Genomic DNA, 26,579 nt, shown 5'->3' on the forward strand with positions numbered 1-26,579 from the left:
AACTTATTTCAAATAAAAAGAAAAGAACTTTTGGCATTTATTCGAGCCAAAAGTTCTTCATCTGTATAAAATTTTTGAATGGAAGTTTGTAAAAACAAGAACTGAAATTATATTTTACGTTCTTTAAGCCACGTTTTTCTCGTTTCACCCACGATTAGCGGAACTGTCTCATAGGTGATTTCACTATACTCGATTCCAAACCAACGTTCTGGAGTAACTGTATGGTGCTTGATGGCAAGTCTTGCTTGCATCACTTGACGATCCCATTTATCCAGCTTCGTCATATTCGACAACACCTCTTGAATCATCACAAAGCGAAAATCTCCGACTTGGCGTCCTGGAGTCAATGAATAATGTTGCGGCTGTTTTGGCAAACGCCCTTGCTTCATCAAATCATGAATAATTTGGCGCAAATAAACATTGACGTCTTGAGAAATGCGAAAACCTAGATAAAGTTTTACCTTCACAATAAAGTTTGCTCCCATCATATCAATACTGTATTCTTCTGTATAAGGTTCATCTGTTACTTCTACATTTACGAACCAATATACTTTTGCCCGCTTCAATCGTTTATCCAAAATCGAATAGATAAATTGTTGCGGAATCGTATCCCCCTCTAAACGCGGAACTAGAAAAACAACATTCGTCTGATAATAGGGAATCTTATCGTCTTCGTGTAATTCTTGTAGTTGCGGGAGATAATCCTTGAAATTCACATCTTGACTTGTATTTTCTTGGACACGATTACTGCGATACCAGATATACATCACACTCAATATCATCAGCGCCATCGCCACCGCCACAAAACCGCCATGGAAAAACTTGGTAACACTCGAAATAAAGAAAAACCCTTCTAACATACCAAAGAAAACTAACATCAACGTCGCTAAAAAGCGGGAGGTTCCCTTCTGAAGTAAATAATGATACAACAAGAAAGTTGTCATCAACATGGTAACAGTGATCGACAAACCATACGCCGCTTCCATATGACTAGATGTGCGGAAAGTCAGAACGATCAACGAACAAGCTGCCCACAAAATTAGATTGATTGCCGGAATATACATTTGTCCAATGCTTTTACCAGGATAAATAATACGCATTCTTGGCAGTAATTTTAATTTAATCGCTTCAGAAACCAATGTGAACGATCCTGAAATTAATGCTTGCGAAGCAATAACCGCAGCGATCGTCGCAAAGACGACACCAAAAACCATCCAGCCATCCGGTAATATTTGGAAAAAAGGATTCAAATTTTCAATCGCTTCGATCGAAGTGTTTCCTTTAACATGTAAAATCCATGCAGCCTGTCCGGCATAATTCAACATTAAACAAAGCAACACGTAAGGCCAGCTAATATGAATGTTTTTCTTACCCACATGCCCCATGTCAGAGTACAAAGCTTCCGCCCCTGTTGTCGCCAAGAAAATACTTCCTAAAATGAAAATGCCCATTTTATTATCAGGATTAAATAATAAGTGGACCGCATAATAAGGATTCAATGCTTTAATCACACTAAAATCATAAGGTATGTTCAGTAAACCCATTAATCCTAAAAAAGTGAACCATAGAAACATGATTGGTCCAAAAGCTTTTCCGACAAAGTCGGTTCCAAATCGCTGAATTAAAAACAGAAAGAGCAGAATCACTAAAGTAATGATCACGATGACATTCTGGTTGTTCCCGAATTTTTGATAAAAATCCGGAATCCCTCTTAATCCTTCGATCGCTGTCGTAACTGTCACTGCCGGCGTCAACACCCCGTCAGCTAACAATGCGGCACCACCAATCATTGCTGGCACAATTAGATATTTTCCACCTTTTCTAACTAAGGTATACAAGGAGAAAATTCCTCCCTCACCATGGTTGTCCGCCTTCAAAGCAATCAGCACATACTTGACCGTTGTTAAAAGCATCACGGTCCAAAAAACCAGCGAGACTGCTCCGAGAACAAAATCTTTCGTGACCGTGCTTAATCCGCCGTTTTCTTCCAAAATAGCTTTCATTACATACAATGGACTTGTTCCAATATCACCGTAAACAACCCCCATCGCGATCAGTAATCCTGCTGCCGAAAGCTTTTTGATATGATCTTTCTTCTTTTCCATTTCACACTCTCCTATATACAGTTATCCACTGTATCAGCATTCATTTTTAGATAAGCTTAGTTTTAAGGTGTTCTAGAAACTACTAAGCAAATTGATAGCTAGCTCAATGTAAATGTAGAGGACTTCATTTTCGTACGCATACGGTTCCACTAAATCTATTGAAACTTGGATTACAACTCGCAGCTAATTCGTTTCAATGTAATAACTTTTTTCAATAATGAAAGAAGTTGTTTTGATTCTCATCACGCATACTATTCAGTTATACTTCTTATACTAAAGTTTAGTTAAAATCTCTGAATAGTCCTTATACTTTAAATAACTGCGAAAAGCTGAACTAGCAAAAAAGACCTAAACAACAGCTTCCACTATTGTTTAGGTCTTGCAAATTACCTCTTAGACCAGCGCTAAGCACTAGTTGTTGATCTAAAAGCATAGAGACGTCTCTATGTCGCTACTCCCCTAAAACTTATTCGTATTATCAAGGTTTTAGAAAGAAATGTCAAAGAATATCATCAAACACTGATTATTTTTCTTCTTTTTTACTTTCTTCTTCTTTCAATAAGGCTTTACGAGAAGCATTCACACGACCTTGACGATCGATCTCTGTAACTTTAACGAGCACTTCATCGCCTAGTTTTACAACATCTTCAACTTTGTTTACACGTTCGTTCGCAAGTTGAGAAATATGAACCAGCGCATCTTTGCCTTTGATCAAGTTCACGAAGGCACCGAATTTTTCGATCCGAACAACTTTACCTAAGTAAACTTCGCCAACTTTAACTTCTTTAGTTAGTTCTTCAATAATCTTGATTGCTTTCTTAATCATGTCTGCATCAGAAGAAGCAATGCTGACATTCCCATCTTGATCGATGTCGATCTTCACGCCAGTTTCGTCAATGATTCCATTGATCGTATCGCCGCCTTTACCGATAACTGTCTTGATCTTATCTGGATCGATTTGGATCATTTCAATCTTCGGTGCATATGGGCTTAATTCTTCACGTGGTGCAGCAATCGTGTCTGTTAAGACTTCTAAAATTTCCATCCGTGCTTGTTTCGCTTGAACCAAGGCTTCAGAAAGAATTTGTTCAGTGATTCCTTGGATCTTGATATCCATTTGTAAAGCAGTGATTCCATCCTTTGTTCCGGCAACCTTAAAGTCCATGTCGCCAAGGTGGTCTTCTAGACCTTGGATATCTGTTAAGATCGTATAGTTTTCGCCATCAGAAACTAATCCCATTGCGATTCCGGCAACTGGCGCTTTAATTGGAACACCAGCATCCATCAATGCCAAAGTACCAGCACAGATACTTGCTTGAGAAGAAGAACCGTTCGATTCCAATACTTCCGCTACTAGACGGATTGTGTAAGGGAAATCCTCTTCACTTGGAATAATTTGAGCTAAGGCACGCTCACCTAATGCTCCATGACCAATTTCACGACGACCAGGTGAACCCGCACGTCCAGTCGAACCAACAGAGAATTGCGGGAAGTTGTAATGATGGATGAAACGTTTGCTTTCAACCGTTCCTAATCCATCAATAATTTGGTGCTCACCTAATGGTGCCAAAGTACAAGCAGATAATGCTTGTGTTTGTCCACGTGTGAATAGACCTGAACCATGAACACGTGGCAAAATACCCGTTTCAGCATCCAATGGACGAATTTCATCTAATTTACGACCATCAGGACGAATCTTGTCGATCGTAATCAATTCCCGAACCACATCTTTTTCAAGATCTTCCGCGATTTGTTTCACTTCTTTAGTTAATTGCGCTTCTTCTTCATGATCCGAAAATTTTTCAGCATAGACTTCTTTGACGGTTTCTTTGACTTTTTCGATCTCGTCTTCACGTGCCAATTTATCCATAGTCATCACGGCTGTTTTCATTGTTTGATAATAGCCGTCGAAAATTTCTTTTTTCAATTCAGGATCAACCTGCAATAGAGAAACTTCCATTTTTTCTTTGCCGACTGCAGCTACGATCTCCGCTTGGAAAGCAACCATTTCTTTGATTGCGTCAAAACCGAATAGTAACGCGCCTAGCATATCTTCTTCAGAGACTTCTTTAGCACCAGATTCTACCATATTGATCGCTTGACTAGTTCCAGCAACAGTCAAATCAATATCTGATTCTGCATGTTGCTCAACCGTTGGATTCAATACATATTCACCATTTACACGACCCACATCGACTCCTGCGATTGGTCCGTCAAACGGAATATCTGAAATAGCTAATGCTAATGAAGAACCAAACATCGCTGCCATAGCTGGTGAGCAATCTTGTTCCACACTCATCACGAAGTTCGTTACTTGGACTTCATTACGGAAGCCATCAGCAAACATCGGGCGAATCGGACGGTCGATCAAACGAGCCGTTAAGGTGGCATCTGTACTTGGACGTCCTTCCCGTTTGATAAATCCACCAGGTATTTTACCTACCGCATACATTTTTTCTTCATAGTTGATAGTTAGCGGGAAAAAGTCGAAATCCTTCGCTTCTTTAGAGGCAACCGCTGCACTTAATACAACTGTATCCCCATAACGAACTAAAACTGCGCCATTGGCTTGTTTAGCAAGTTGACCGATTTCAACTTGCAAAGGGCGCCCGCCCCAAGTGGTTTTAAAAACTTGTTTTTCTGACATAACTTCTCCTTTTCCCTTTGACCAGTGCGACGCTACTAAACAAATGGAAACAGCGAAGTTCTTCGCTTCTTGCATTTGGTTAGTAGAGTGAACAACACGCCAATCAAAGGTTTTTTATTTTTTACTGAGTTAGCCTCAGAATTTTCTCAGCTAAATTCATTACAGTCGAACCTTGCGAACTAGAGTAAGCTCAACTAGAGCTGCTAGCTCATTGCTCCTGTATGAATTTTTCTAACGTAAAAATTCAGTTGATTTTCGTACGCATAACATTAGGCTAAACTGCCTGTTCAATACAATGCATAAAACCTATTTCTTGAACTCAAACTTTCACTACTCCGAAAAGCCTAACTGTCAAAAAAAGTGAGATTCCTAGGAACCTCACTTTCATAGTAGTACGAATTAACGACGTAGTCCTAGACGTTGGATTAATTCACGGTAACGTTGTACTTCATTCTTACGTAAGTAAGCTAGTAAGTTACGACGATGACCAACTTTTTTCATTAGACCGCGATATGAATGGTGGTCTTTTTTGTGGACACGTGCATGCTCATTTAGTTGATTGATTTCTTCCGTTAATACAGCAATTTGTACTTCTGGAGAACCAGTATCTCCTTCATGGCGAGCAAAGTCATTGATGATTTCGTTTTTACGTTCTTTTGATAATGCCATGGTTTTCACCTCTTCCTTTTTTCTTCCTACGACTGAGTAAAGCGTTGGTGAATCGCTCAACCAAGTGATAGGCGGTGTGCTGTGCACACTCTAACACTTTACTTTATTTGTTCTAAAAAATCAAGCTGTATAGCAATTTAAGAGCGACTTTTAGAATCATTACAATTTTTTTAAAGAATGGCTTGGGTGAAAACAGTCTTTTTACCTTACTTACTTTTTGTGTTAAACTAACGTGATGAAATACAGTCTTGAGAGGAGATTTTTTAATGATCACAATGGATGATATTATTCGGGAAGGCCATCCGACCTTGCGGGCTGTTGCCAAAGAAGTCCCGATTCCTCCAACTGCTGAAGATGTGGAGCTTGGAAAAGAAATGTTGCAATTTCTTAAAAACAGTCAAGACCCTGTGAAGGCAGAAGAATTAAAGCTACGGGGCGGTGTCGGCTTAGCAGCTCCCCAATTAGATATCTCGAAACGGATCATTGCGGTCCACGTACCTAGTGTCGATCCAGAAAAACCAGAGAATGGGATCAGCACTGTAATGTATAATCCGAAAATTTTAAGCCACTCGGTTCAAGAAGCCTGTTTAGGTGAAGGCGAAGGCTGTTTGTCAGTTGATCGCGAAGTGCCGGGCTATGTGGTTCGTGCTGCTCGCATCACAGTTTCTTATTTCGATGCGGAAGGCGAAAAGCATAAGATTCGATTGAAGAATTATAACGCCATTGTTGTACAGCATGAGATCGATCATATTAACGGCATCATGTTTTACGATCATATTGATGAAAAGAACCCGCTACACTTGAAAGACGGCGTATTGGTCATCGAATAAACAGAAACACCATTCACTACGAATGGTGTTTTTCTTCATATAAGATCCCTTTTTGTGAAAGTGCCTCTTTGATTTTTGCCAGATCATCCAATGTTCCATATGCGATCGTGTGCAGATGAATTCCCTCTGTCAATTCAGATAAAAGAGTCACTTGTTGTCCGTTTGCTTCTTTAATAAAATTATCCACATCTTGTTGCGTCGTAAGATGTAACCCTCCGACTAATTCTCCATACAACGGATGTTCTACTATAACATCGATCACTTCTCCGCCATGCTCAACAATCGTATGCAATTCTTCTTCTGTCTGATCAGGTGTATGCTGTACTGCGATCTTGCTGATTAGTTTTTCTGATTCTCGTTCTAGCAAATATCCGCGTGCAGTTGCGATGATATTCTCTCCCGCTGCTCGCAATAACGCGACATCGCCAACTACGATCTGACGGCTCACACCAAATTTTTTAGCAAAACTTGTTGCACTGATGGGTTTTTCCGCCTGCTGCAAGGCTTCTAAAATCTCGGCTTTGCGTCCATCGCCATCAATCATGCTGCTTCAACCGCCCCTCTTGGTAATTTCGTGATTGTTTCATAATATCCTTGAATGTCTCAACAATCGTCTCACGGTAATTTTCATCTTTCACCAAGTTCGCGGCATTTTCCAAAACTTTTTCTTCACGACTGCTGTCCAAAACAGCTTTCTTCGTTTGCGCTTTATACGCGGTCACTTCACTGACTGCTGACATTCGTCTTTCTAATAGTCCGACAAGCTCTTGATCAATTTGATCGATCTTTTCTCGAGCCTGAGTAAGTTTGTCTTTTTCACTTTCTTCTTCGATCGTTTTAATGATCCTTGCAGGGTTTCCGCCTACCACAACATTATCAGGAAATGATTTCGTCACGACCGCTCCAGCGGCAACAACGACATTGTCGCCTAATGTTACTCCTGGTATCACTACCGACGCCCCGCCGATCCAGACATTATTACCAATGGTGATCGGCTTGCCAAACTCTTGTCCGCTATTGCGTTTTCCTGGTTCTAACGGATGGCTTGCTGTGTATAATTGAACATTCGGACCAAACAAGCAATTGTCTCCGATGGTGATCGGGCAAATATCCAAAAAGACATTGTGGAAATTGCAATAGAAATTCTCTCCTACAAAAATGTTGTAGCCATAATCAAAGGAAATTGTCGGCTCCACATATACCCGATTTTTAGTCCCGCCAAACGCATCCTTTACAAAGGCTTCACGTTTTTTCTTATTTGTTTCTTGATTGATTGCCCGTAATTTCACGCGCGCGTCTTTTCGATCCGCTGACAATTCCGGATCTCCAGCAAAATACAATTTTCCGGCAATCATCTTTTCCTTTTCAGTCAACTCCACAAATTCCCCTCCTAATTCACATTAAATAAATCTATTGATTTTCATACAATTATTTCAATAATTGGTCCTTTGAAATTCGCAAAACCAACAGACTTACACCTTTCCAAAGACTTCAGTCCCATTCGCTTGCACAAAATTGTATTCACCCGTTAAATAGATCGGTGTTTGATTGATAACCAATACTTTTGCATCTCTGGGTTTTTCATAAATTAAATCACAAAATGGATGAACTTGGAAGCTCGTTCCGACAATCACTACAAGTTCTGCATTTGCGACTGCTTTAATCGCCTGTTGGATAACCGTCTCTTCAAAACCTTCGCCATACAAAACAATGCCTGGCCGAATTTGTCCGCCACATTCTTTGTGGTGATCGCTTTGCAAATACTCTGTCCACGGTACAGATTGCTGACACTTTCGACAATAACAGTCATAAAGGGAACCATGAAAGCTCACCAACTGCCGACTTCCCGCCGCCGCATGCAAACCATCAATATTTTGCGAAATCACCCAGATATCTTTTGTATTTTCCAGTTGTGCGATTGCTTGATGAATAATGTTCGGGCGCGCTTCCTCGTGGTATAAGTGTTTGACAAACTGATAAAATTTTTCTGGTTCTCGAATCAAACATTCGCTGCTCAATAGGTATTCAGGTGCTTCGAGACCGTGATAGACACCCTGCAATGAACGATAATCCGGCACCCCTGAAGGAGTGGAAACACCAGCTCCCGTCAGAAAGGTAATTTTTTTACTTTGCTGCAGCATTTTTACTGCTTGATCGACTGTGATTTCCATTTCTGTCACCTCAACAATCAGTATAGTATAAATGACGCGTAAAATAAAAAGAGTTCCCCCAGTTTTAAACTGAGGGAGTTCTCTTTATAAACTTTTTATTTGTTCCAAAATTTGTTTAGTCGTTAATCCGAATTCTTCTTGCAGGAAGTCTGGGGTACCTACTTGACCAAAGCGTTCATCAACACCGATACGCGTCAATGGTACTGCTAATCCATTATCCGCCAAAACTTCAGCAACGGCACTTCCTAAACCACCAGTAATGGAATGATTTTCAATCGTTATAACGGCCTTCTTTCCGATAAGACGTTCCAGCAGTAATTCTTTATCTAAAGGTTTTATAGTAAACATATCTATCACATCGACTGAAACGCCTCTTGCTTCCAGCCTTTCTGCAACTTCTAATGCCTCAGATACCAGCTGACCAGTAGCGACGATCATATACTCTTGACCTGTACGTAATAGATTTCCTTTACCCAGTTCAAAGGTTGAATCCGAAGCATAAATATTTTTTACTCCTTTTCGAGTTCCTCGAACATAGTGGACTCCTTTTAATTTCGCAAATTCTTTAATGATCCAATCCATCTGTACCTCATCAGCGGCATCGCAGATCACTACTTCTGGGATCGACCGTAATAGCGCGATATCCTCCCATGTCGTATGAGTCCCGCCATTATGCCCTGCAGCAAAACCAGGATCTGAACCATAAATATTGATCGTATTATCTCCATAAGCTCCAGAAAGATAGATTTGATCTAGTACACGTCGAGTCGCAAATGGTCCAAAGGTGTGAATGAATGGTGTGTAGCCAGTCAAACTGAGGCCGGCTGCCACTCCTACCATATTGGCTTCTGCGATTCCTATATTAATAAAACGATCAGGAGCGTCTTTCGCGAGATCTGTCCACTTGCTGGCACCGCCAAGGTCGGCATCCAACGCAACGATCTTTTCATCAGCTGCCATCGCGTCCTTCAATGCATCAACGACTGTCGCCCGTAATTCTTTTCCAATTTCACGATTATCTGCCAAAGTAAACATATTAAGCACGCCCCTTTCCTAACTCTACTAGGGCTTTGTCTGTGGCTTCTTGAACTGCCTCACTATCAAATTTCACTGAATGGTTAGCAGTCATTTCTTCAAAAAATCTCACGCCTTGACCTTTAATTGTATCTAAAACAATACAAACCGCTTGATCTTCGATGTTTTTACCGTTTTCAATTGCTTGATCGATCGCTGAAAGATCATTCCCTTTCACTTTTTGTGTCGCAAAACCAAAAGCTCGCATTTTTTCAGCGATATCAAAAGGATTTAGAATATCTTGTGTCGTTCCATCTAACTGTTTTTTATTTTCATCAATAATTACGATACAGTGATTCAATTTGAAATGTGCAATGTATTGAAATGCTTCCCAGCATTGCCCTTCGTTCAACTCGCCATCTCCGACAATCAGATAAACGTAGCTCTCATTTCCCTGCATTTTCAATCCAGTAGCAATCCCAGCTGCCAGCGAAGTTCCTTGCCCCAAGGAACCTGTAGTTGCATCAACACCAGGTGTTTTTTTACGATCTGGATGGGACGGCAAATTTGTCCTGCCTTCATTCAATGTCCAAAGCCATTCTTCCGGAAAGAAGCCCACGGCCGATAACGCACTATACCATGCAGGCCCCGCATGGCCTTTTGAGAGCACTAATCGATCCCGTTTTTCCCATTGTGGATTCTTCGGATCATAAATCATCTGTTTTCCATAGAGCACTGCCAGCAAATCTGCGATAGAAAGTGAGCCGCCGATATGTCCTGCGCCAACTTTACGAATTGCTTCGATACTGTTGATTCGAATTTTTGCTGCTAGTTCTTCTAACTCCATTATCCGTTCTTTATCCATTCACGTTAACTCCTCTTATTCTGAGACTGCTTTTGATTTTTTATTTTTGCCTATTACAGTCAAGCCGATTAGTACTGCTAAAACGGCGATGATTCCTGAAATAACCGCGATCTGACCACCGGCATTCGCCAAGTTTCCTAAGAAGATACCTACGACCCCGTAGTCCGTATCAGAGAAGGTTGATCCTTGGAAGCCTAAATCACCCATAACTGGCATCAAAAGAATCGGCATAAAGCTGATGATTACCCCATGAACGAAGGAACCAATAACTGCTCCACGCAATCCGCCTGTTGCATTTCCGTAGACTCCGGCAGTTGCGCCGCAGAAGAAATGAGGGACAACTCCAGGAATAATAACTGTCGTTCCAGTCAGGACCATGATCACCAAGCTCACGATTCCGCCGACAAAACTGGTTAAGAAACCAATCAATACAGCGTTGGGAGCATAAGGGAACACGATTGGACAGTCTAATGCTGGAACGGAATTCGGGACTAATTTTTCAGAGATTCCTTTGAAAGCAGGGACGATTTCCGCCAAAATCAAACGAACCCCAGCTAAGATAACAAATACTCCAGCCGCAAATGAACCCGCTTGCTGCAATGAGTAAATAATGTAATTGGTGCCGTCACTTAAATTGGTCGAAACATAAGAATTCCCTGCAAATAATGCGACCACCACATAAACAGCTGCCATTGTGATAGTGATACTTACTGTTGAATCCCGTAAGAATGATAGCCCTTTGGGAAAATTAATGTCTTCCGTTGATTTTTCTTTGTTACCGACATACTTTCCAATTAATCCGCTCAAGGCATAGCCAAAGTTCCCTGTGTGGCCCAAAGCAACAGTATTATTTTTGGTAATCTGCTTAGTAAACGGTTGTGCGATCGCCGGAAAGATCGTGTTGGCGATTCCAAGTGCCAATCCGCCAAATAGAACTAATGGTACTGTTCCCATTTTCGTTACACTCAAGATTACACCGATCATACAAGACATATATAATGTCGCATGTCCTGTTAAATAGATATATTTGAAGCGTGTGAAACGAGCGATCAAAATATTAAAGGCCATTCCGACTAACATGATAAGTGCTGTATACGTTCCATATTTTGTTAAGGCCAGCGCAACGATCGCCTCATTATTAGGGACGACTCCCTGCATGTTGAAGGCTGCTTGAAACATCTCGCCAAAAGGTGCTAATGAGCCTTCAACCACACCCGCTCCGGCAGTCACCACTAAGAAGCCGACAAATGTTTTGATCCCGCCCTTAACAATTGATGCGGTGTCCTTCTTTTGCAAAAGATTCCCTAAAATGGCGATCAGTGCAACTAATAGTGCCGGTGTACTCGCGATATCGATTAATATATCTAAAATCCCGTTCATTTGTATTCCTCCTGTTTCGTTTTAAAGTAAGCATTTTTCAAAAAAATGAATAATAAACTTTATTCTCAACACGTATATCATTCCGCTGAGGAAGTTCAACTTTTACAGCAAAGAGTCCAATGACTTGTTCTCCCTGCTGCTAAAAGCAGAACCGATAGCTTTTTAATTAGAGCAATCCTTTTTCTTCGCAAACTGCTTGAACCTTTGTCTTCAATTCGTCCATATCGATGATACTGTCTAAAATAACGACTTCGCCTAAATGCTGTGCGCTGTCAGCTAAGTCTGTCCCTACAAAAAAGACATCTGCAAGATCTGGCGTTGCACTGCCCATATCGTAATGAGCAACTTCTACATCGCTTACTCCTAGTTCTTGTAAAACACTGTTGATATTCATCTCTACCATAAAGCTCGAGCCCAAGCCTGAGCCGCATACTGCTGCAAATTTCATTAGTTATTCTCTCCTCTAGCTAAAATAGCTGTGATTTCTTCTTTCGTTGCTGCTGCTAATAACGCTTCTAAATTTTCTCGATTGGATAATAATTTTGTTAAACTGGACAGCGCTCTTAAATGAGCTTCGTTATCCACGGCGGCCAAGCAAACAAATAATTGAATGGCATGTTTTTCATCGTCCAATAGTAATACTGGTTTTTCCACTTTCAACAATGACATCCCCAGCTTCTTCACACCATCTTCTGGACGAGCGTGAGGCAAAGCGATACCTTTACCGATATGGATAAATGGTCCGTATTGTTTCACTTTTTCAATCATCGCCTCCGAATAGCGACCCTCGATTTTTTGGCTGTCTACCATCGGCTGTGCCGCTAAACGAATAGCTGTTTCCCAATCGGTGATTTCATCACTGATTTGGATCATTTCGGGGGTAATAAGTTCTGTTAGCATTGGACGATTGTCCTCCTTCTGCTCAATTAATCGGTTCATTTTTTTATTTAACACTTTATACAGTTTTTCCTTCGTTACCCCATTCTTCAACTCCACATAGGGGCCCAGTGCTTTGAGTATTTCTTCCGCACTTGGCATGGAAAAACCAGGAACAAGCAATTCCTCCTGAACTTGATTGATCAATTGATTTTTTTCTAATGGCGACATCAACGGCTTGACCAAATAGACACGCTTTTTACTGTTTAGCGGAATCGTCGAGAAAACCACATCATAGTTCTCTTCAGAAACACTCTGTAATTGATCGACTGAACCGGCTTCTTGGAATCGAATCGTCGAAAACATTTTTTTCAATTCTGTCTGTAAAATCAACGAGGAACTAATACCGCTGGGACAAACGATTAACGCCCGCACTTCCTTTTCTGCTGCTTCGGCTTTCTGATTCGTGATCGCTCCGCCAAACAAAATTGAAAAGAAGCCGACTTCCTCAATCGGTATTTTTTGTCCCACAACCTTTTCCAATGGATACAGCGCCTGTTTCGTAAAATCAAAGATTTCCGGATAATCCATTTGAATATTCTCAATCAAAACATTTGGCAAATAAAAGCCAAAACGAATGCGAAAATAGGCAGGCACAAGGTGATAAAACAGGTTCATCAGCAATTCGCGAAAGTCAGAGAATTGAATCGCTGAATAATTTTCCATCCGATGAATGATTTCGGCGGAACAGTTCAATAGAAAATCCAATTGCAAATCGCGAATTTCGCCTTGTACAATCGTCATCAATACAATCGTCATATAGCCCAGTTCGCATGGATTGCTTCCATTAAATAGAATCTGGAAGAAATTCTTGCTAGCTTGGTAAACCGTCAACGATTGCAAAACATCCAACGCCATCATGTCCGTCAGACGCTTTTCCTTAATTCGTTTGTAGGATAACCCGATCAGAAAACTCACTTCATCAATTCGGCTTGGCACGATCGTCAATCCCAATGCACTTGTCTGTTCTTGGATCACATCACGAATCCGTGCATACAACGTTAAGTCTTGTTGATTCAGCCAGTAAAACAACCCGAATTTCCCACTCGCATCTTGCACCAGAAGCGCAACAAAATTTTGAGCGATCCGGCGGATTTCCAATTCATCTCCTGCTAAAACGAAACCGTTTTTTCTGGAATAGAGCAGTTCAATTTTTTGTGTTGTTAGATAGTTTCGAAGTTTTTTAACGTCAGCGATTGCAGTGCCTTTTGAAATTTCTAAAAAATCCTGAAAATGAAACAGTGACAATTCCTCAAAAGCGGAGTAACTCAGTAAATAAATCAATGCTTGCCGCTGCTCTTCTGAATAAACAAAATAATCTTGTGTTTCATTCACAAGTTTTCGTGTCCAACGTTCCGTTGCTATCGCCGGAATGAACACGCGTTGATCTTCCGTGTCAACATTTGGCTCAATGGTCAAATGTAATTCTGCTAATTGAGTCGCGAGCTCATTGACAGACAGACCCGTTTGTTGTGCCGCATCTTTTAATGTTACGTAACAATTAAAATTGTTGGATAGGAGATAGCTCATCTTGTAATTCACTTTCTCCTCACCTCCTGACTAAAGTATAGGGTGTAACCGTTTTATTGGCGATCATTCTTCAGTACAATTTACGTTTCAAAAATCGAAACGATTGTACCGAAGCTATTTTTTTATAGGTTTGCTGCGATCTTTAATCGTATCATTTTCATTTTTTTTCAGCTGAATGATTAAGATGAAGAAAGCTGATAATTTCTTAAAGAAGGACTATTTACTAAAATTTTTTGTCCATTTAAACAAATAAATCTATGCAAATTAAAAAAATCAAACAAGTTTTTTGTTCGTTTCAAATGATTCCCATTGACTTTTTCATTTCTAGGCTTTAGACTGTGAAACATAATAACTGAATACGAGATGCCTCAGAACAATGAGGTAGAGGTCGCGAATCTTATTAACCCTATGGAGTGTAGAGACACGTTGAAATAGGTCTAGGAAGTTTCGCCGAAATGTACAAAATTCTCTTTATTTTGTATGTTGGGACGCAAGCAAATAACTTGCGGACTGTCTTAGCAGTGATGCTAAGTTGCGCTATGTTTTTGTGAGAGGGAACACCATCTTCTTATTATCTGCAAGCGGCCTTATACACGAATCGGCGGCTTTTTTTGTTGCAGCTTTTTCAAAGACACCCTGCCCAATCTCGTAATTTCAAGAAAGGGAGAAATTATGAATAGAAGAAAATTTTCAGTTATCGCACTCATCGCTTTATTTATTTCATTTCTAGGAGCCCCATTAATCACTCGGGCAGATGAAAAAACACCTGACGGAGAATTACGTGTCGGTATGGAAGCTGGATATGCTCCCTTCAACTGGACTCAAAAGGATGACCGCAACGGCGCCGTTCAGATCCAAGGCGACAAAGCCTATGCCGGCGGTTATGACGTTCAAATGGCGAAAAAAATCGCTGATAAAATGAACCGTAAATTGGTCGTAGTCAAAACCGAATGGGATGGTTTGCTGCCGGCCTTGCAATCTGGCAAGATCGACGCCATCATTGCCGGAATGTCGCCAACCGCTGAACGTCGTAAAGAAGTTGATTTTTCTGATCCATATTACGAATCGCAGCTAGTCATCGTTACTCGCAAAGACACTAAATATGCCAAAGCTACTTCAATCAAAGATTTTGCTGGTGCCAAGATCACTGCTCAGCTTAGCACGTTCCATTACGATGTGATTCCTCAAATCCCTGATGTAAACAAACAGGAAGCTATGGATAATTTCCCAGCAATGCGCGTCGCGTTGGAATCAGGAACAATCGATGGTTACGTCAGTGAACGTCCAGAAGGGGTGACCGCAGAAAGTGTCAACCCTGATTTAAAAATGGTGGAATTCGACAAAGCAAATGGTTTCCAAACGAACCCAGAAGATGTTCAAGTTTCTGTCGGAATGCGCAAAGGGGATTCAAATATGGCGCAAGTCAATCAGATCCTAGCGGGCATCTCACAAGATGATCGGGTTGAAATCATGGACCAGGCCATCAAAGATCAACCAGCGACAGATGAAACACAAAGCGCTTCAGGGAAAAAAGAAAATGTTTTTGTTCGTATCTTGAAACAAAACGGTTCAATGTTCCTACGCGGTACAGGTACAACCTTGTTACTTGCAATCGTTGGTACAACTGTTGGTACACTGATCGGGTTGCTAGTAGGTGTCTTTCGGACCATTCCTGAATCAGACAACCGCGCAAAACGCGGTCTGCAAAAAGTTTTCGGTTGGCTATTAAATGCCTACATCGAAATTTTCCGTGGTACGCCAATGATCGTACAATCAGCCGTAATCTATTACGGAATTGCCATGGCCTTCGGGATCGACCTGAACCGAACTGCCGCCGCCTTATTCATCGTTTCGATCAATACTGGTGCTTATATGTCTGAAATCGTCCGCGGCGGAATATTCGCTGTGGATCAAGGCCAGTTTGAAGCGGCACACGCCATCGGCATGACCCATGGCCAAACAATGCGTAAAGTCGTTTTGCCGCAGGTACTGCGTAATATCTTGCCCGCAACCGGGAACGAATTAGTGATCAATATCAAAGATACCTCTGTATTAAGTATCATCTCTGTATCTGAATTGTTCTTCCAAGGGAAGTCAGCCGCTGGAACGAATTACATGTTCTTCCAGACTTATTTCATCATTTGTGTAATCTACTTCGTCTTAACCTTCACAGCAACACGTATCTTACGGGTCGTTGAGAAGAAAATGGATGGACCTTCTGCTTATGTCCGTTTGGATGACGTAGACTTAGCCATCGGGGAAGATAAATAGCTTATCGGACGAATTTTTCCTGAAAAATTAATACATTAATACGAATAAGGATAAGGAGGATCATTATGAGTAGTATCATTGAAATCGAACATTTGAAAAAAAGTTTCGGCGATAACCTCGTCTTAAAAGATATCAGCATGAATGTAAACAAAGGAGAAGTCGTAACCATAATCGGCGCGTCTGGTTCAGGTAAATCGACCTTCCTGCGTTGCATCAATTTATTAGAAACACCTACGGATGGAAAAATTATGTATCAGGGAGAGAATGTTTTAGCTCCAGGGTATAATTTGCCAAAATACCGCACCCATTTAGGGATGGTTTTCCAATCCTTTAATCTCTTCAACAATATGAACGTTCTGCAAAACTGTATGAGCGGTCAAGTAACTGTCCTGGGACGCAAAGAAGAAGAGGCGCGCAAAATTGCGCTGGAAAACTTAGAAAAAGTTGGGATGGATCGTTTTATCGATGCGAAACCCGCGCAACTTTCCGGCGGACAAAAACAACGGGTAGCCATCGCTCGTGCATTATCCATGAACCCAGAAGTGATGCTGTTCGATGAACCAACTTCCGCTCTTGACCCTGAAATGGTCGGAGACGTACTACGTATCATGAGAAAATTGGCTGAAAGCGGCTTAACGATGGTCATCGTAACTCACGAAATGGCTTTTGCCAAAGAAGTTTCCGATCGTGTCATTTTTATGGATCAAGGTGTCATTGCCGAGCAAGGCTCGCCAGAAGACATCTTCGGAAGTCCTAAAGAAGCACGAACAAAAGAATTCTTACATCGAGTATTGCATCCCGAACCTTAAATCAAGGAACTAAAAAAGCGACAGAAGTTCTCAACTTCTGTCGCGATTTTTTTTGCCAACTATTCTTTGGTAAGATTGATCTGCTTTGCGATAAGAAACAACCCAAATACCGGAAACTAAAAAGCGTCCAAAGATTCCAATCGGCGGAAAAATAAAAACGCCTCCCAGAACAGCTAGATTGATCCCCATTGATAATTTACTTCGTTGATCCCGCTGCAAAACTTTTACCACGTGACTCCCTGCATCATTCGCACGGATTAATTGCTTCGATAATATGCCATACGAAAAACTCCACATCGTATAGATCAGTACATACGAAAATTCCGGCCAAAATTTGTCAGGATTCCGCCCTACCCAACTTGTTACTGCCGGGCACAAAGTTAGCCAAAATAACCAAAAAATATTTGCCCAAATCACCCGATAATTAATTTTTTCCGCCATTTGCATCATGCGATGGTGGTTTACCCAGATTACAGCGACAAAAATAAAACTAACAATATAAGCAAATAATGTATTTGTAACACTTAATAACGAAGCCAATGATGGCGCGTCTGGTATCTGAATATCCAATACTAAGACCGTTAAAACAATCGCTACGACACCATCAGTAAATGCCTCCAAACGAGATTTTGTCATTTTTTCACCTTCTTTCTTAGAATAGCATGAAAATTGTTTTTCCCTATATAATTTTACTCACTTTTTACTGGTTAATAACTGACAGTTTTTTGTAAATAAAGTACAATATAGGAGAAATATGCTTAAAAAAATTCAGATTAATCGCCTAATTTAATAAAGGAGGAAAACAGATGTTATATGAGGAACTTATGTTTGATGCGTCGCTCCTCTTGCGTTTTAATATCTTTAAATACTTAACCCAAACGACTAAAAAAGTACTAGCTATCAGCCAATTGTCAGAAGATTTAGAATTAAATTACCAACAAAGTGTCATTGAATTAAATGAAATAGATCAAGAATTGGCAGAAATTCGTCCAAATCACGAAACGATCATGATGCGTGCCGGAAAAGTCAACATGGAAAACCTGAATGCTACTGTTGACGAATACCGTTACCATCTGCTTCAACAGGCGGTCCCATTTCAGTTCATACTATACTTTTTAAATGAAGAAAATCCAACCATTGAACAATTTTGTGAAAAATATTTCGTGAGCCGGTCCACCGTTTCTCGTAAAATTGACAAATTGAAAAAACATTTAAAACGCTTCAATGTTCGCTTTACTTACACTGAAGCCGGAATGTCTGGCGATGAACGTTTGATTCGTCTCGCGCTATTTGATCTTTTGTGGTTAGGGACTCGCGGGATCGAATGCCCCATAAATGTCGATCAACACCAGATGAATCAAATTGTCGATACATACAAAGAATATTTCCCGCTGTCTCGGACCTACTTTGGTACACAGGAACTTAAATTGTTTACCTCTATCAATCTAATCCGCGTCAATAATAAGAAATTCGTCAAATATGACCCACGTTACAATTTCCTAATGAAAGATAATCCCTATTACGATTTCACTTCATTACGAGATTTAGTCGATGTGCCTATGACGACTCGCCAGTTGAAAGGTGAATCCAGCTTTATTTATTTCCTAGCTCATTATTCACCATTCTATACGATTCGTGATGATCAAAGCATGAAACAAACGATCCATGATTTTGATGTGCGGCCAAATCCAGTCAATGATTTTGTGACGGAATTCCGCAACTTCGCCAAAAAAGCACTGTTCCCTGATCGCCCAGAAATGATGGATGATCCGTTAGTTGTCGCGAACTTATTGAACATTACCTTTGGCTATTTCATTTTCCGTCAACCGTTCCCAAGCATCATCGAATTAGTGATGGACCCTAATGAAAAGCAAACGCGCGGTGAATATATTCTATTCCAAAATATCCAAAACTTTATGCAGATGGCAAAGGAAAATCCGACATACGGCTTTATTGGTTCGATCCATCCAATGCTGACTCGGGCGTTTAAACGGTTGTTACTGCCTTACTTTAACCAATTCCCGTACGCTCATAATTTAAAAGTCTGAATCGCTTTAGAGCATAATGCCATCTTTGTCCGCGATTTGTACCGTTTCTTGGAAGATTTGCGCTTCATTGATGCTGAACCCTATGACATTTCTCTGAAGGATGACTATGATTTGATTATCAGCTCTTCGTCATTACTAAAAAAAGAAAAACCAAATATTCAACTGTATCAACTGGACTTTCCGTATACTAAGAATGAACTCGTTCCCTTATACTTGGAATTACGCAATATCTACGATAAGAAGAATCGTGTTTATGAATAAAACGATGACCGAAGCGAATCGCTTCGGTCATTTTTTACCCAACGACAAACGAACGTCTCGTCCTCGGGATTTCATTTTATGCGCTTTTGACTCCCATCAATAAAACACTCCATATATTTGTTAGATATTTTTTCAAAATCATTGCTATTATCTAATGACTCGAAGCATGTATTTATACTATTTCGTGAAATTCTATCTAATTATTCTGTTTCATTTGACTAAAAATTAGGGATTCCATAGGTAAATACACTTAAGTGAGCTTTATTTTTTATAAAATTAATGGTTTCGCTAGTCTTTCATCACATTTTTTTCATAAGTCGTTGCTATTATATAAGCATACCAACAAACAACCCTAACACTTTTTCATTTTTTAACTCCTTTGCTCATCGGCTACCCACCGATGAGCTCCTTTTTTTATAAACAGGTAAATATAATATATTTGTCAAGTTAATTATGTTCCAGTTTCTTTATAGAATTTTTAATTTTCGAACAATCATCGTTCACACTTTTTTCACAACTAGTTGCTATTATATGTGTATACCAACAAACAACCCTAACACTTTTTCATTTTTTAACTCCTTTGCTCATCGGCCACCCACCGATGAGCTCCTTTTTTTGTAGAAAAGTAAAATTGTAACATCTTTTTTTTGACCTACTTTTTTTAATTTTCTGCCAAGCTTCATTCACAAATAATTCACAATTCGTTGCTATTATATAAGCATACCAACAAACAACCCTAACACTTTTTCATTTTTTAACTCCTTTGCTCATCGGCCACCCACCGATGAGCTCTTTTTTTTATAAAATAATAAAGTTGCTGATTCTTTTTTTCGACCTACTTTTTTTAATTTTACGCCATGCTTCATTCGCAAATTATTCACAACTAGTTGCTATTATATAAGCATACCAACAAACAACCCTAACACTTTTTCATTTTTAACTCCTTTGCTCATCGGCCACCCACCGATGAGCTCTTTTTTTCTTTATTTAAGTGGCATTCGTTGACTGTACTGAATTGAAACAAAAAAGAGTATGCCGAAAAAATCAGCATACTCCTTTTTTCTCTTCTTCGGTCTACACTTCCAGCATTTTTTCAGCAATCTGTGTTTCAGAACCGACCGTATTCGATAATCGGTCATAGATCTTTCCGTCCTTCAAAAAGATTACATCCTTAGCTGCTTGGGCAACTTTACTGTCATGGGTGATCATCATGATCGTAATACCTAATTCTTGATTGATTCGCTGGAAAATATTGATCACTTCAGCTCCAGCATTACTATCCAGATTTCCTGTTGGTTCATCCGCAAAAATAATTTGCGGCTCATTCATTAGTGCTCGGCAAATGGCTGCTCGCTGTTTTTCTCCCACAGATAGCTCGTGGGGCAGCTTGTCCAATAAGTGTTCGATTCGCAGCACTTGAAAGAATCGGGCCATTCGCTCCTCTGCTTTTGCGGTATCCTGCTTATCTAAGATTGCTGGTAGAAGAATATTTTCCCGAACAGTAATACTTTCCATTAAATTAAAATCCTGAAAAACAAAACCGATTTTCTGTCTGCGAATATCCGATATCTCATCTGGGAACAGCTCATGGGTCAAACGCCCTTCAAATGTGACCAATCCAGCAGTTTGAGGGTGCATCAAACCTAAAATCTTCAATAAGGTCGTTTTCCCGCAGCCAGAGCGCCCCATGATACAGGTAAAATCACCAGGAGCAATCACTAGATCGATCTCCTTCAACACTTCTTGCTGCCCGTAATTTTTGGTAATCGCTGCGGCTTCAATAATTGGCTCCATTTCCTTACCTCCACTTTTCAACTCTGTAATAAATCAAGCCGGCGATGACTCCCCAGCCGAACAAATAAACACCGTAATCCACTAAAAAGGTGCCGCTGAATTCCCGCCACTCTTGAATCGAAAAGAAACGTAGCATCCCCATGATTCCGATAAATCCCAGACTCAATAGAAAACCGGCAACAATCGGCACTAGTGTAAAGAAACCGATTTGCTTCTTCAAGAGATTCCGCTGCTCCTTCTCTCGCATTCCTAACTGATCCAGCAGTCTTCTTCGTGCAACTAAACTAACCTGTTCACTTTCAAATTTCGCTACCAGCAAAGCGGCACTCATAAAAAGACAGATCGCTAAAGTGAAGATCAAAAGTAGAATTTGTAGCTGATTTTCGGTGACAACATTATTTTTACGTTGTGTCTTTTCATAGATAGGTTCGATTGCTGAATCCCAACGTTTATCATCCGCGTATTCGTTCTTCAAAAAGTTCAACGAATGGGCGGCTTTTTTATCACCATTGATCAAAAATAATTGATTCGGCTGTTCCTTCTTTGCCAGTGACGCAAATTCTGCATCTGCAAAAACAAGAATATTTTCCTGTAAGCCGCGCTGAAACATGCCGGTCAAAATCAAACGCTCTTGACTCTTAATATCACGCAGTGGAAAAATCATATCCACATTTGTCGTATTGTAGCTTTCTAATGGTGTACCGATTCGTAATCGTGGATGCAAGCTCTGGGGATCCCAGTCAATCGGTTGTCCACGAATACTGATCGCCTGTTGATAAACCACATGCCATTGACCTTTTTTTAAATGTAGCGGTTGTTTTTCCAGCTCATTCGCTTGACGCAGTTGTTGATAAGTCGTTTCAGAAATTCCGATGTGCTGCCCTTGAATAAACATGACTGGACGAGCCGTACCGAAAACTTCCCATTCTGGATCACCATCGACTGATGTTACTGGAAAGTAAGGATATTTTTTCCAATCAGCCTTGTCCTGATTCAATGTTGTTTCCACGCGCTGTACCTCGGGTTGTTTGACTTTTGCCACTACCTCGTAGGGAAACAGCTCATGGACCACTGTTTGTTGAAACGTTACTAATCGCGGTAAGAAGAAGCCCACCGCCAAGACTTGCAACAGCGTCGCTAACGTTAATACATTGATACTTTTATGGAAGCGATAGAACAGGTCATTACGAGAAAGTAATAATTTAGACTTTCGACGTTTGAACTGAACATAGCATCCGCCACCACCAAGAAATAGCCCCCATAGTGCGGCTGATAATGTTCCTATCACCAATAATGTTTCCGCCGATTTACGACGATGGAACCACCAAAAAGTAACAGCTAACGCAATTACTCCTATCACTAAAAACAACGGTGTCCAACGCTGATTCGGACGATCTGCTTTTGGCTGCTCACGGGGTTTGAACTGAATCAAGCGCAGAATTTTTTCTTGATGAAAGGCCATCGCGAGTATCAACACCCCTGTGTATAACAGCACGGCCCACCCAAAACTGCTCAACTCTCTGGCAATCAGCAAGCTAATCGTACCGCCAAGCAAAATTCCCGCTAAAGCACAAAAACTAAATTCCTCTAGAAGCATCCACAAAAATGTTTTCTTCCGAATCCCCAATTGAATAAATAATTCCATGTGTTTAGCTTTAAAATCAATGTATAGACCATCCATAAAGGACAAAAATAATAAAAGCAGCAGCAAAAGAACGCCGCCAGATTCCATAAAAATCCGTAAAAGACCGGTCTTATCAAAAATTGAATCTGGCGTATGGCTCCCGCTAAATTCACGATACGTGAAAAAGAGCAGAACTAACGTAAAGAAAACCAGCGCATTAGCAACGATCACTAACAAATAATTTTTTTGATAGAAACGAAAATTTTTGCGGATGACTTGATGAAATTCTGGCGGATACTTGCCAGGAAACGCCAAACGTCGTTTGCGATCCTCGTTATAGAGCTGTTTGATTTTTTGTGATTCCGAATATTTTCGATCACGTTCAATTTTATCTTCCAAATAGCGGTTCAGCAGAAACTCCAATGCACAGACGATAAGAATTAGAACAAGCCAAATGCTGCTCGTATAAAATGTGATAAAAATGAAGTAAAAGAACATCGTAAAATAGAGCCACGCGGACTTTGCCGATTCAAGCCGCGGTGCTTGCCGATGAAAAGATATCAATAATGCATCGAGTATGTAAAGCAGCGCAGTAGTAAAAATGCCCCGGTCCCTACTAACACACCTATTCCCGAAGTGAATTCCGTTTGCCAGAAATGGAGAAAATTCCCACTGATAAGGCTGCGAACCCAAACCTCGATTAAACTAAAACGCTGATTTTCACCACCGATGATTTTCAAAAACAAGGCAATGAATAAAATACCATAACCAGCAATTTTAGAAATACGATCCATTCTTTTTTGCATGACGCCCCTCCCGAATACCTTCTTATACCTACTATCATATCAGAAGGGAACCTATGCGAAAGCGCTTATTAAAAATTATTTCATTCGTTAAACTATTTTCAAATCTCAGCTATTCGCAAAAATGAAAACAGTAGAATCGACTGGCCGCGAAGAAAAATGCGAAAAAAAACTAGGCATCCAATCCAGGATACCTAGTTACTAGAATTAATTATTTTTTATGTGTTTCGAATAATGGGCTGACTGGTTTGTTCTCGTGAATACGTTTGATCGCATCACCCATTAATTCACCAACGCTGATTTCATCGATCTTATCGATTTTGCGTTCATCTGATAAGTAAATCGAATCAGTTACGACTAAATGTTCGATCGCTGAATCTTGGATCCGTTGCATTGCTGGACCAGATAAAACAGGATGTGTACATGACGCGTAAACTTTTTTCGCGCCGGCTTCTTTTAAAGCATTAGCAGCTAAAGTGATCGTACCCGCAGTATCGATCATGTCGTCAATGATGACACAGGTTTTTCCGTCGACTTTACCAATGATATTCATTACTTCGGCAACATTCGCTTTCGGACGACGTTTGTCGATGATCGCGATCGGTGCTTTCAGAAATTCGGCTAATTTACGCGCACGCGTTACCCCACCATGGTCCGGTGAAACGACCACGACGTCATCGCCGCAAATCCCTTTTTCTAAGAAATAATCAGCAATCAATGGAGCGCCCATTAAATGATCCACAGGGATATCAAAGAACCCTTGAATTTGAGAAGCATGCAGATCTAATGTCAATAGACGTGTTGCGCCAGCTTTTTCGATCATGTTGGCAACAAGTTTAGCAGTAATTGGTTCCCGTGCACGCGCTTTACGGTCCTGACGGGCATACCCGTAATAAGGCATTACGACGTTGATTGTTTTGGCACTCGCACGCTTCAAGGCATCGATCATAATCAAAAGTTCCATCAGATTATCGTTTACTGGACTACTTGTTGACTGAACGACATAGACATGACAGCCGCGAATACTTTCTTCAATATTTACTTGAATTTCACCATCGCTAAATTGGTTAACTGAACTTTTTCCTAGTTCAACACCAACTTCTTCAGCGATTTTTTCAGCTAGGGGACGATTAGAGTTCAAAGCAAAAATTTTCAATCTTGGATCAAAATAATGTTTCGACATGGGGACCTCCACTTTCTTTTTAAACATACGTTACCGATTATATACCATTTCAAATAAAATACTAGTCATTTCCATTTAAGAAATCAAGAGAATTCCCTTAAAATGGCAAACGATTCGCATAACCTGATTTATTTACTTGGCGAGCACGAGCAATCGCCAGATCACCTTCAGCGACATCATCAGTAATTGTCGAACCCGCTGCTGTTACACTGTTATCAGCGATAGTAACTGGCGCGATGAGATTGGTCCCGGAACCGATAAAGACATGGTCGCCAATCGTTGTATGGTGCTTATTCTTACCGTCATAATTAACGAAAACAACACCGCAGCCGACATTGATATCTTTTCCAAGTGTCGCGTCGCCAACATAAGTCAAGTGCCCGACTTTCGTATTCTCACCGATGGTCGCTTTTTTGACTTCTACGTAATTACCGATATGCGCATTTTCACCGATATCTGCCTGCGGACGTAAATGCGCATTTGGGCCGACATCCGCATTTTTGCGAACGATACATTCTTCTAAGACAGAAGCTTTGATTTCTACATTGTCTTCAATTGTACTATCAACAATTTTTGAATGCGCCCCGATTATACAATCCGAACCGATCACTGTGTTTCCTTGAATCTGCACACCTGGCTCAATAATTGTATCGGAGCCGATCTCGATCCCTGCATCAATATACGTCGTTGCTGGATCGATAAAGGTAACACCGTTAACCATGTGCTGTTTGTTGATGCGACGGCGCATCAGTTCATTTGCATTTGCTAAAGCGATTCGATCATTGACGCCCAATGATTCTTCAAAATCATCCGTTTGATAAGCCGCGACGGTTTGACCGTCATTTTTCAAGATTTCGACGATGTCAGTTAAGTAATATTCACCTTGTGCATTATTGGTGCCGATTTTTTCTAACGCCGCAAATAATTGTTCATTATCAAAACAATACGTACCTGTATTGATTTCTTGAGTACGAGCCTCTTCTAGCGTAGCATCTTTTTGCTCGACAATTTTTTCTACGATGCCGACATGATCGCGTAAGATACGACCATAGCCTGTCGGATCTTCCGCATGAGCAGTCAAGATCGTTGCACTGGCCTTTTTCCCTTGATGATAATCAAATAAATTATTCAAGGTTTGGGTCGTAAGCAACGGTGTATCTCCACTGATAACTAAAGTCGTTCCTTCTTTGCCCTTCAAGAATTCCGCCGCCTGCATCACAGCATGACCCGTTCCTAGTTGTTCCGCCTGCAAAGCATACTGACTGCGTTCGCCTAACTGTTCTTTGACCATTTCTGCGCCATGGCCCACGATCGTCACAATATCCGTTGGTTGAGTCTCAACCACCCGTTCAATAATATGTTCCACCATCGGTTTACCAGCTACCGGATGTAAGACTTTGTACAATTTTGATTTCATGCGAGTTCCCTTACCCGCTGCTAAAATAATCGCATAACGATTTTCCAAAAGAAGTCACTCCTATTTCGTTTTAATGTATTTATTTTTCTTGAAAAATAAATCTGATTCTCAACACGTATATCATTCTACTAACTAGACTAAAAGTATTAAGTAGAACTGACATCCTATTTCGTTTTAATGTATTCATTTTTCTTGAAAAATAAATCTGATCCTCAACTCGTA

22 protein-coding genes and 1 riboswitch are annotated in these 26,579 nt (G+C 40.5%); of the genes, 5 read left to right on the forward strand and 17 right to left on the reverse strand.

Going from position 1 to position 26,579, the window contains the following annotated elements; genetic code table 11:
• Window positions 1–107: 107 nt before the first annotated feature.
• The 3 genes from IGI38_RS20145 to rpsO all read right to left on the reverse strand — a co-directional run bounded on the left by IGI38_RS20145 (window position 108) and on the right by rpsO (window position 5,421).
• A complete protein-coding gene (locus IGI38_RS20145) occupies window positions 108–2,105 on the reverse strand; it encodes a KUP/HAK/KT family potassium transporter (RefSeq protein WP_438733669.1) in 1,998 nt (665 codons plus the stop codon).
• A gap of 523 nt (window positions 2,106–2,628) precedes the next feature.
• Window positions 2,629–4,752 (reverse strand): polyribonucleotide nucleotidyltransferase, encoded by a 2,124-nt coding sequence (gene pnp, locus IGI38_RS20150; RefSeq protein ID WP_438733671.1) that lies wholly within the window; start codon window positions 4,750–4,752, stop codon window positions 2,629–2,631.
• Between the two features lie 399 nt (window positions 4,753–5,151).
• Window positions 5,152–5,421, reverse strand: coding sequence for a 30S ribosomal protein S15 (rpsO, locus tag IGI38_RS20155; RefSeq protein ID WP_010742732.1), 270 nt, complete (start codon window positions 5,419–5,421; stop codon window positions 5,152–5,154).
• A gap of 266 nt (window positions 5,422–5,687) precedes the next feature.
• On the opposite strand from rpsO, the gene def reads away from it, so the two are divergent.
• The gene (gene def / locus IGI38_RS20160; protein ID WP_438733673.1) at window positions 5,688–6,251 is read left to right on the forward strand and encodes a peptide deformylase; all 564 of its coding nucleotides are present in this window, start codon (window positions 5,688–5,690) and stop codon (window positions 6,249–6,251) included.
• Between the two features lie 16 nt (window positions 6,252–6,267).
• Here def and IGI38_RS20165 read toward each other — a convergent pair whose 3' ends face one another.
• From IGI38_RS20165 to IGI38_RS20200, 8 genes are all read right to left on the reverse strand, one after another.
• On the reverse strand, window positions 6,268–6,795 hold the full coding sequence (locus IGI38_RS20165; protein ID WP_438733674.1) for a transcription repressor NadR: 528 nt from the start codon (window positions 6,793–6,795) through the stop codon (window positions 6,268–6,270).
• On the reverse strand, window positions 6,788–7,630 hold the full coding sequence (locus tag IGI38_RS20170) for a chorismate mutase (RefSeq protein WP_438733675.1): 843 nt from the start codon (window positions 7,628–7,630) through the stop codon (window positions 6,788–6,790). The genes IGI38_RS20165 and IGI38_RS20170 overlap by 8 nt, the downstream gene beginning before the upstream one ends.
• Before the next feature lie 93 nt (window positions 7,631–7,723).
• Entirely contained in the window at window positions 7,724–8,422 is a 699-nt protein-coding gene (locus IGI38_RS20175) for an NAD-dependent protein deacylase (protein WP_438733676.1), read from the reverse strand.
• 84 nt (window positions 8,423–8,506) lie between these two features.
• Window positions 8,507–9,457, reverse strand: a complete 951-nt coding sequence (locus tag IGI38_RS20180) for a transketolase family protein (protein ID WP_438733677.1) — start codon at window positions 9,455–9,457, stop codon at window positions 8,507–8,509.
• A gap of 1 nt (window position 9,458) precedes the next feature.
• Window positions 9,459–10,301: a transketolase gene (locus IGI38_RS20185; RefSeq protein WP_438733678.1), complete on the reverse strand. Its 843-nt coding sequence runs from the start codon at window positions 10,299–10,301 to the stop codon at window positions 9,459–9,461.
• A gap of 15 nt (window positions 10,302–10,316) precedes the next feature.
• Window positions 10,317–11,681, reverse strand: a complete 1,365-nt coding sequence (locus tag IGI38_RS20190; protein ID WP_438733679.1) for a PTS ascorbate transporter subunit IIC — start codon at window positions 11,679–11,681, stop codon at window positions 10,317–10,319.
• Window positions 11,682–11,847: 166 nt separating this feature from the next.
• On the reverse strand, window positions 11,848–12,129 hold the full coding sequence (locus tag IGI38_RS20195; RefSeq protein ID WP_088934170.1) for a PTS sugar transporter subunit IIB: 282 nt from the start codon (window positions 12,127–12,129) through the stop codon (window positions 11,848–11,850).
• Window positions 12,129–14,159 (reverse strand): BglG family transcription antiterminator, encoded by a 2,031-nt coding sequence (locus IGI38_RS20200; protein ID WP_438733680.1) that lies wholly within the window; start codon window positions 14,157–14,159, stop codon window positions 12,129–12,131. The genes IGI38_RS20195 and IGI38_RS20200 overlap by 1 nt, the downstream gene beginning before the upstream one ends.
• Window positions 14,160–14,521: 362 nt before the next feature.
• A riboswitch (Lysine riboswitch) is annotated at window positions 14,522–14,695 on the forward strand.
• 124 nt (window positions 14,696–14,819) lie between these two features.
• On the opposite strand from IGI38_RS20200, the gene IGI38_RS20205 reads away from it, so the two are divergent.
• Together IGI38_RS20205 and IGI38_RS20210 are read left to right on the forward strand one after the other, a co-directional pair.
• Window positions 14,820–16,418 carry an ABC transporter permease subunit gene (locus IGI38_RS20205; protein ID WP_438733682.1) on the forward strand — a complete coding sequence of 533 codons (1,599 nt, stop codon included), beginning with the start codon at window positions 14,820–14,822 and terminating at the stop codon, window positions 16,416–16,418.
• A gap of 65 nt (window positions 16,419–16,483) precedes the next feature.
• Window positions 16,484–17,227 carry an amino acid ABC transporter ATP-binding protein gene (locus IGI38_RS20210; protein WP_438733683.1) on the forward strand — a complete coding sequence of 248 codons (744 nt, stop codon included), beginning with the start codon at window positions 16,484–16,486 and terminating at the stop codon, window positions 17,225–17,227.
• Between the two features lie 30 nt (window positions 17,228–17,257).
• On the opposite strand, the gene IGI38_RS20215 is transcribed toward IGI38_RS20210, so the two are convergent.
• The gene (locus IGI38_RS20215; RefSeq protein ID WP_438733684.1) at window positions 17,258–17,863 is read right to left on the reverse strand and encodes a TMEM175 family protein; all 606 of its coding nucleotides are present in this window, start codon (window positions 17,861–17,863) and stop codon (window positions 17,258–17,260) included.
• Between the two features lie 170 nt (window positions 17,864–18,033).
• Between IGI38_RS20215 and IGI38_RS20220 the strand changes: the two genes are divergently transcribed.
• On the forward strand, window positions 18,034–19,275 hold the full coding sequence (locus IGI38_RS20220) for a helix-turn-helix domain-containing protein (RefSeq protein ID WP_438733686.1): 1,242 nt from the start codon (window positions 18,034–18,036) through the stop codon (window positions 19,273–19,275).
• A 48-nt stretch (window positions 19,276–19,323) separates the two neighbouring features.
• Window positions 19,324–19,536, forward strand: coding sequence for a hypothetical protein (locus IGI38_RS20225; RefSeq protein ID WP_438733687.1), 213 nt, complete (start codon window positions 19,324–19,326; stop codon window positions 19,534–19,536).
• Window positions 19,537–20,610: 1,074 nt separating this feature from the next.
• Here IGI38_RS20225 and IGI38_RS20230 read toward each other — a convergent pair.
• The 5 genes from IGI38_RS20230 to glmU all read right to left on the reverse strand — a co-directional run bounded on the left by IGI38_RS20230 (window position 20,611) and on the right by glmU (window position 26,405).
• The gene (locus tag IGI38_RS20230) at window positions 20,611–21,330 is read right to left on the reverse strand and encodes an ABC transporter ATP-binding protein (protein ID WP_438733688.1); all 720 of its coding nucleotides are present in this window, start codon (window positions 21,328–21,330) and stop codon (window positions 20,611–20,613) included.
• A 4-nt stretch (window positions 21,331–21,334) separates the two neighbouring features.
• Complete coding sequence (locus IGI38_RS20235; protein WP_438733689.1) at window positions 21,335–23,353, reverse strand: hypothetical protein; 2,019 nt, start codon at window positions 23,351–23,353, stop codon at window positions 21,335–21,337.
• 161 nt (window positions 23,354–23,514) lie between these two features.
• Window positions 23,515–23,760: a hypothetical protein gene (locus tag IGI38_RS20240; RefSeq protein WP_438733690.1), complete on the reverse strand. Its 246-nt coding sequence runs from the start codon at window positions 23,758–23,760 to the stop codon at window positions 23,515–23,517.
• A 208-nt stretch (window positions 23,761–23,968) separates the two neighbouring features.
• Window positions 23,969–24,940 (reverse strand): ribose-phosphate diphosphokinase, encoded by a 972-nt coding sequence (locus tag IGI38_RS20245; protein ID WP_438733692.1) that lies wholly within the window; start codon window positions 24,938–24,940, stop codon window positions 23,969–23,971.
• A gap of 97 nt (window positions 24,941–25,037) precedes the next feature.
• Window positions 25,038–26,405: a bifunctional UDP-N-acetylglucosamine diphosphorylase/glucosamine-1-phosphate N-acetyltransferase GlmU gene (gene glmU, locus IGI38_RS20250; RefSeq protein WP_438733693.1), complete on the reverse strand. Its 1,368-nt coding sequence runs from the start codon at window positions 26,403–26,405 to the stop codon at window positions 25,038–25,040.
• Between the last annotated feature and the right edge of the window lie 174 nt (window positions 26,406–26,579).

This window comes from Enterococcus sp. AZ128 (assembly GCF_051714485.1).
Taxonomy (GTDB): domain Bacteria; phylum Bacillota; class Bacilli; order Lactobacillales; family Enterococcaceae; genus Enterococcus_A.

Coding starts and splice junctions, on each gene's coding strand:
- IGI38_RS20220 (WP_438733686.1), top strand. CDS start 18,034: ATGTTATATGAGGAACTTATGTTTGATGCGTCGCTCCTCTTGCGTTTT.
- IGI38_RS20145 (WP_438733669.1), bottom strand. CDS start 2,105: ATGGAAAAGAAGAAAGATCATATCAAAAAGCTTTCGGCAGCAGGATTA.
- IGI38_RS20180 (WP_438733677.1), bottom strand. CDS start 9,457: ATGTTTACTTTGGCAGATAATCGTGAAATTGGAAAAGAATTACGGGCG.
- IGI38_RS20185 (WP_438733678.1), bottom strand. CDS start 10,301: ATGGATAAAGAACGGATAATGGAGTTAGAAGAACTAGCAGCAAAAATT.
- IGI38_RS20230 (WP_438733688.1), bottom strand. CDS start 21,330: ATGGAGCCAATTATTGAAGCCGCAGCGATTACCAAAAATTACGGGCAG.
- def (WP_438733673.1), top strand. CDS start 5,688: ATGATCACAATGGATGATATTATTCGGGAAGGCCATCCGACCTTGCGG.
- IGI38_RS20190 (WP_438733679.1), bottom strand. CDS start 11,681: ATGAACGGGATTTTAGATATATTAATCGATATCGCGAGTACACCGGCA.
- IGI38_RS20245 (WP_438733692.1), bottom strand. CDS start 24,940: ATGTCGAAACATTATTTTGATCCAAGATTGAAAATTTTTGCTTTGAAC.
- IGI38_RS20165 (WP_438733674.1), bottom strand. CDS start 6,795: ATGATTGATGGCGATGGACGCAAAGCCGAGATTTTAGAAGCCTTGCAG.
- IGI38_RS20240 (WP_438733690.1), bottom strand. CDS start 23,760: ATGCAAAAAAGAATGGATCGTATTTCTAAAATTGCTGGTTATGGTATT.
- IGI38_RS20210 (WP_438733683.1), top strand. CDS start 16,484: ATGAGTAGTATCATTGAAATCGAACATTTGAAAAAAAGTTTCGGCGAT.
- IGI38_RS20175 (WP_438733676.1), bottom strand. CDS start 8,422: ATGGAAATCACAGTCGATCAAGCAGTAAAAATGCTGCAGCAAAGTAAA.
- IGI38_RS20215 (WP_438733684.1), bottom strand. CDS start 17,863: ATGACAAAATCTCGTTTGGAGGCATTTACTGATGGTGTCGTAGCGATT.
- pnp (WP_438733671.1), bottom strand. CDS start 4,752: ATGTCAGAAAAACAAGTTTTTAAAACCACTTGGGGCGGGCGCCCTTTG.
- rpsO (WP_010742732.1), bottom strand. CDS start 5,421: ATGGCATTATCAAAAGAACGTAAAAACGAAATCATCAATGACTTTGCT.
- IGI38_RS20205 (WP_438733682.1), top strand. CDS start 14,820: ATGAATAGAAGAAAATTTTCAGTTATCGCACTCATCGCTTTATTTATT.
- IGI38_RS20195 (WP_088934170.1), bottom strand. CDS start 12,129: ATGAAATTTGCAGCAGTATGCGGCTCAGGCTTGGGCTCGAGCTTTATG.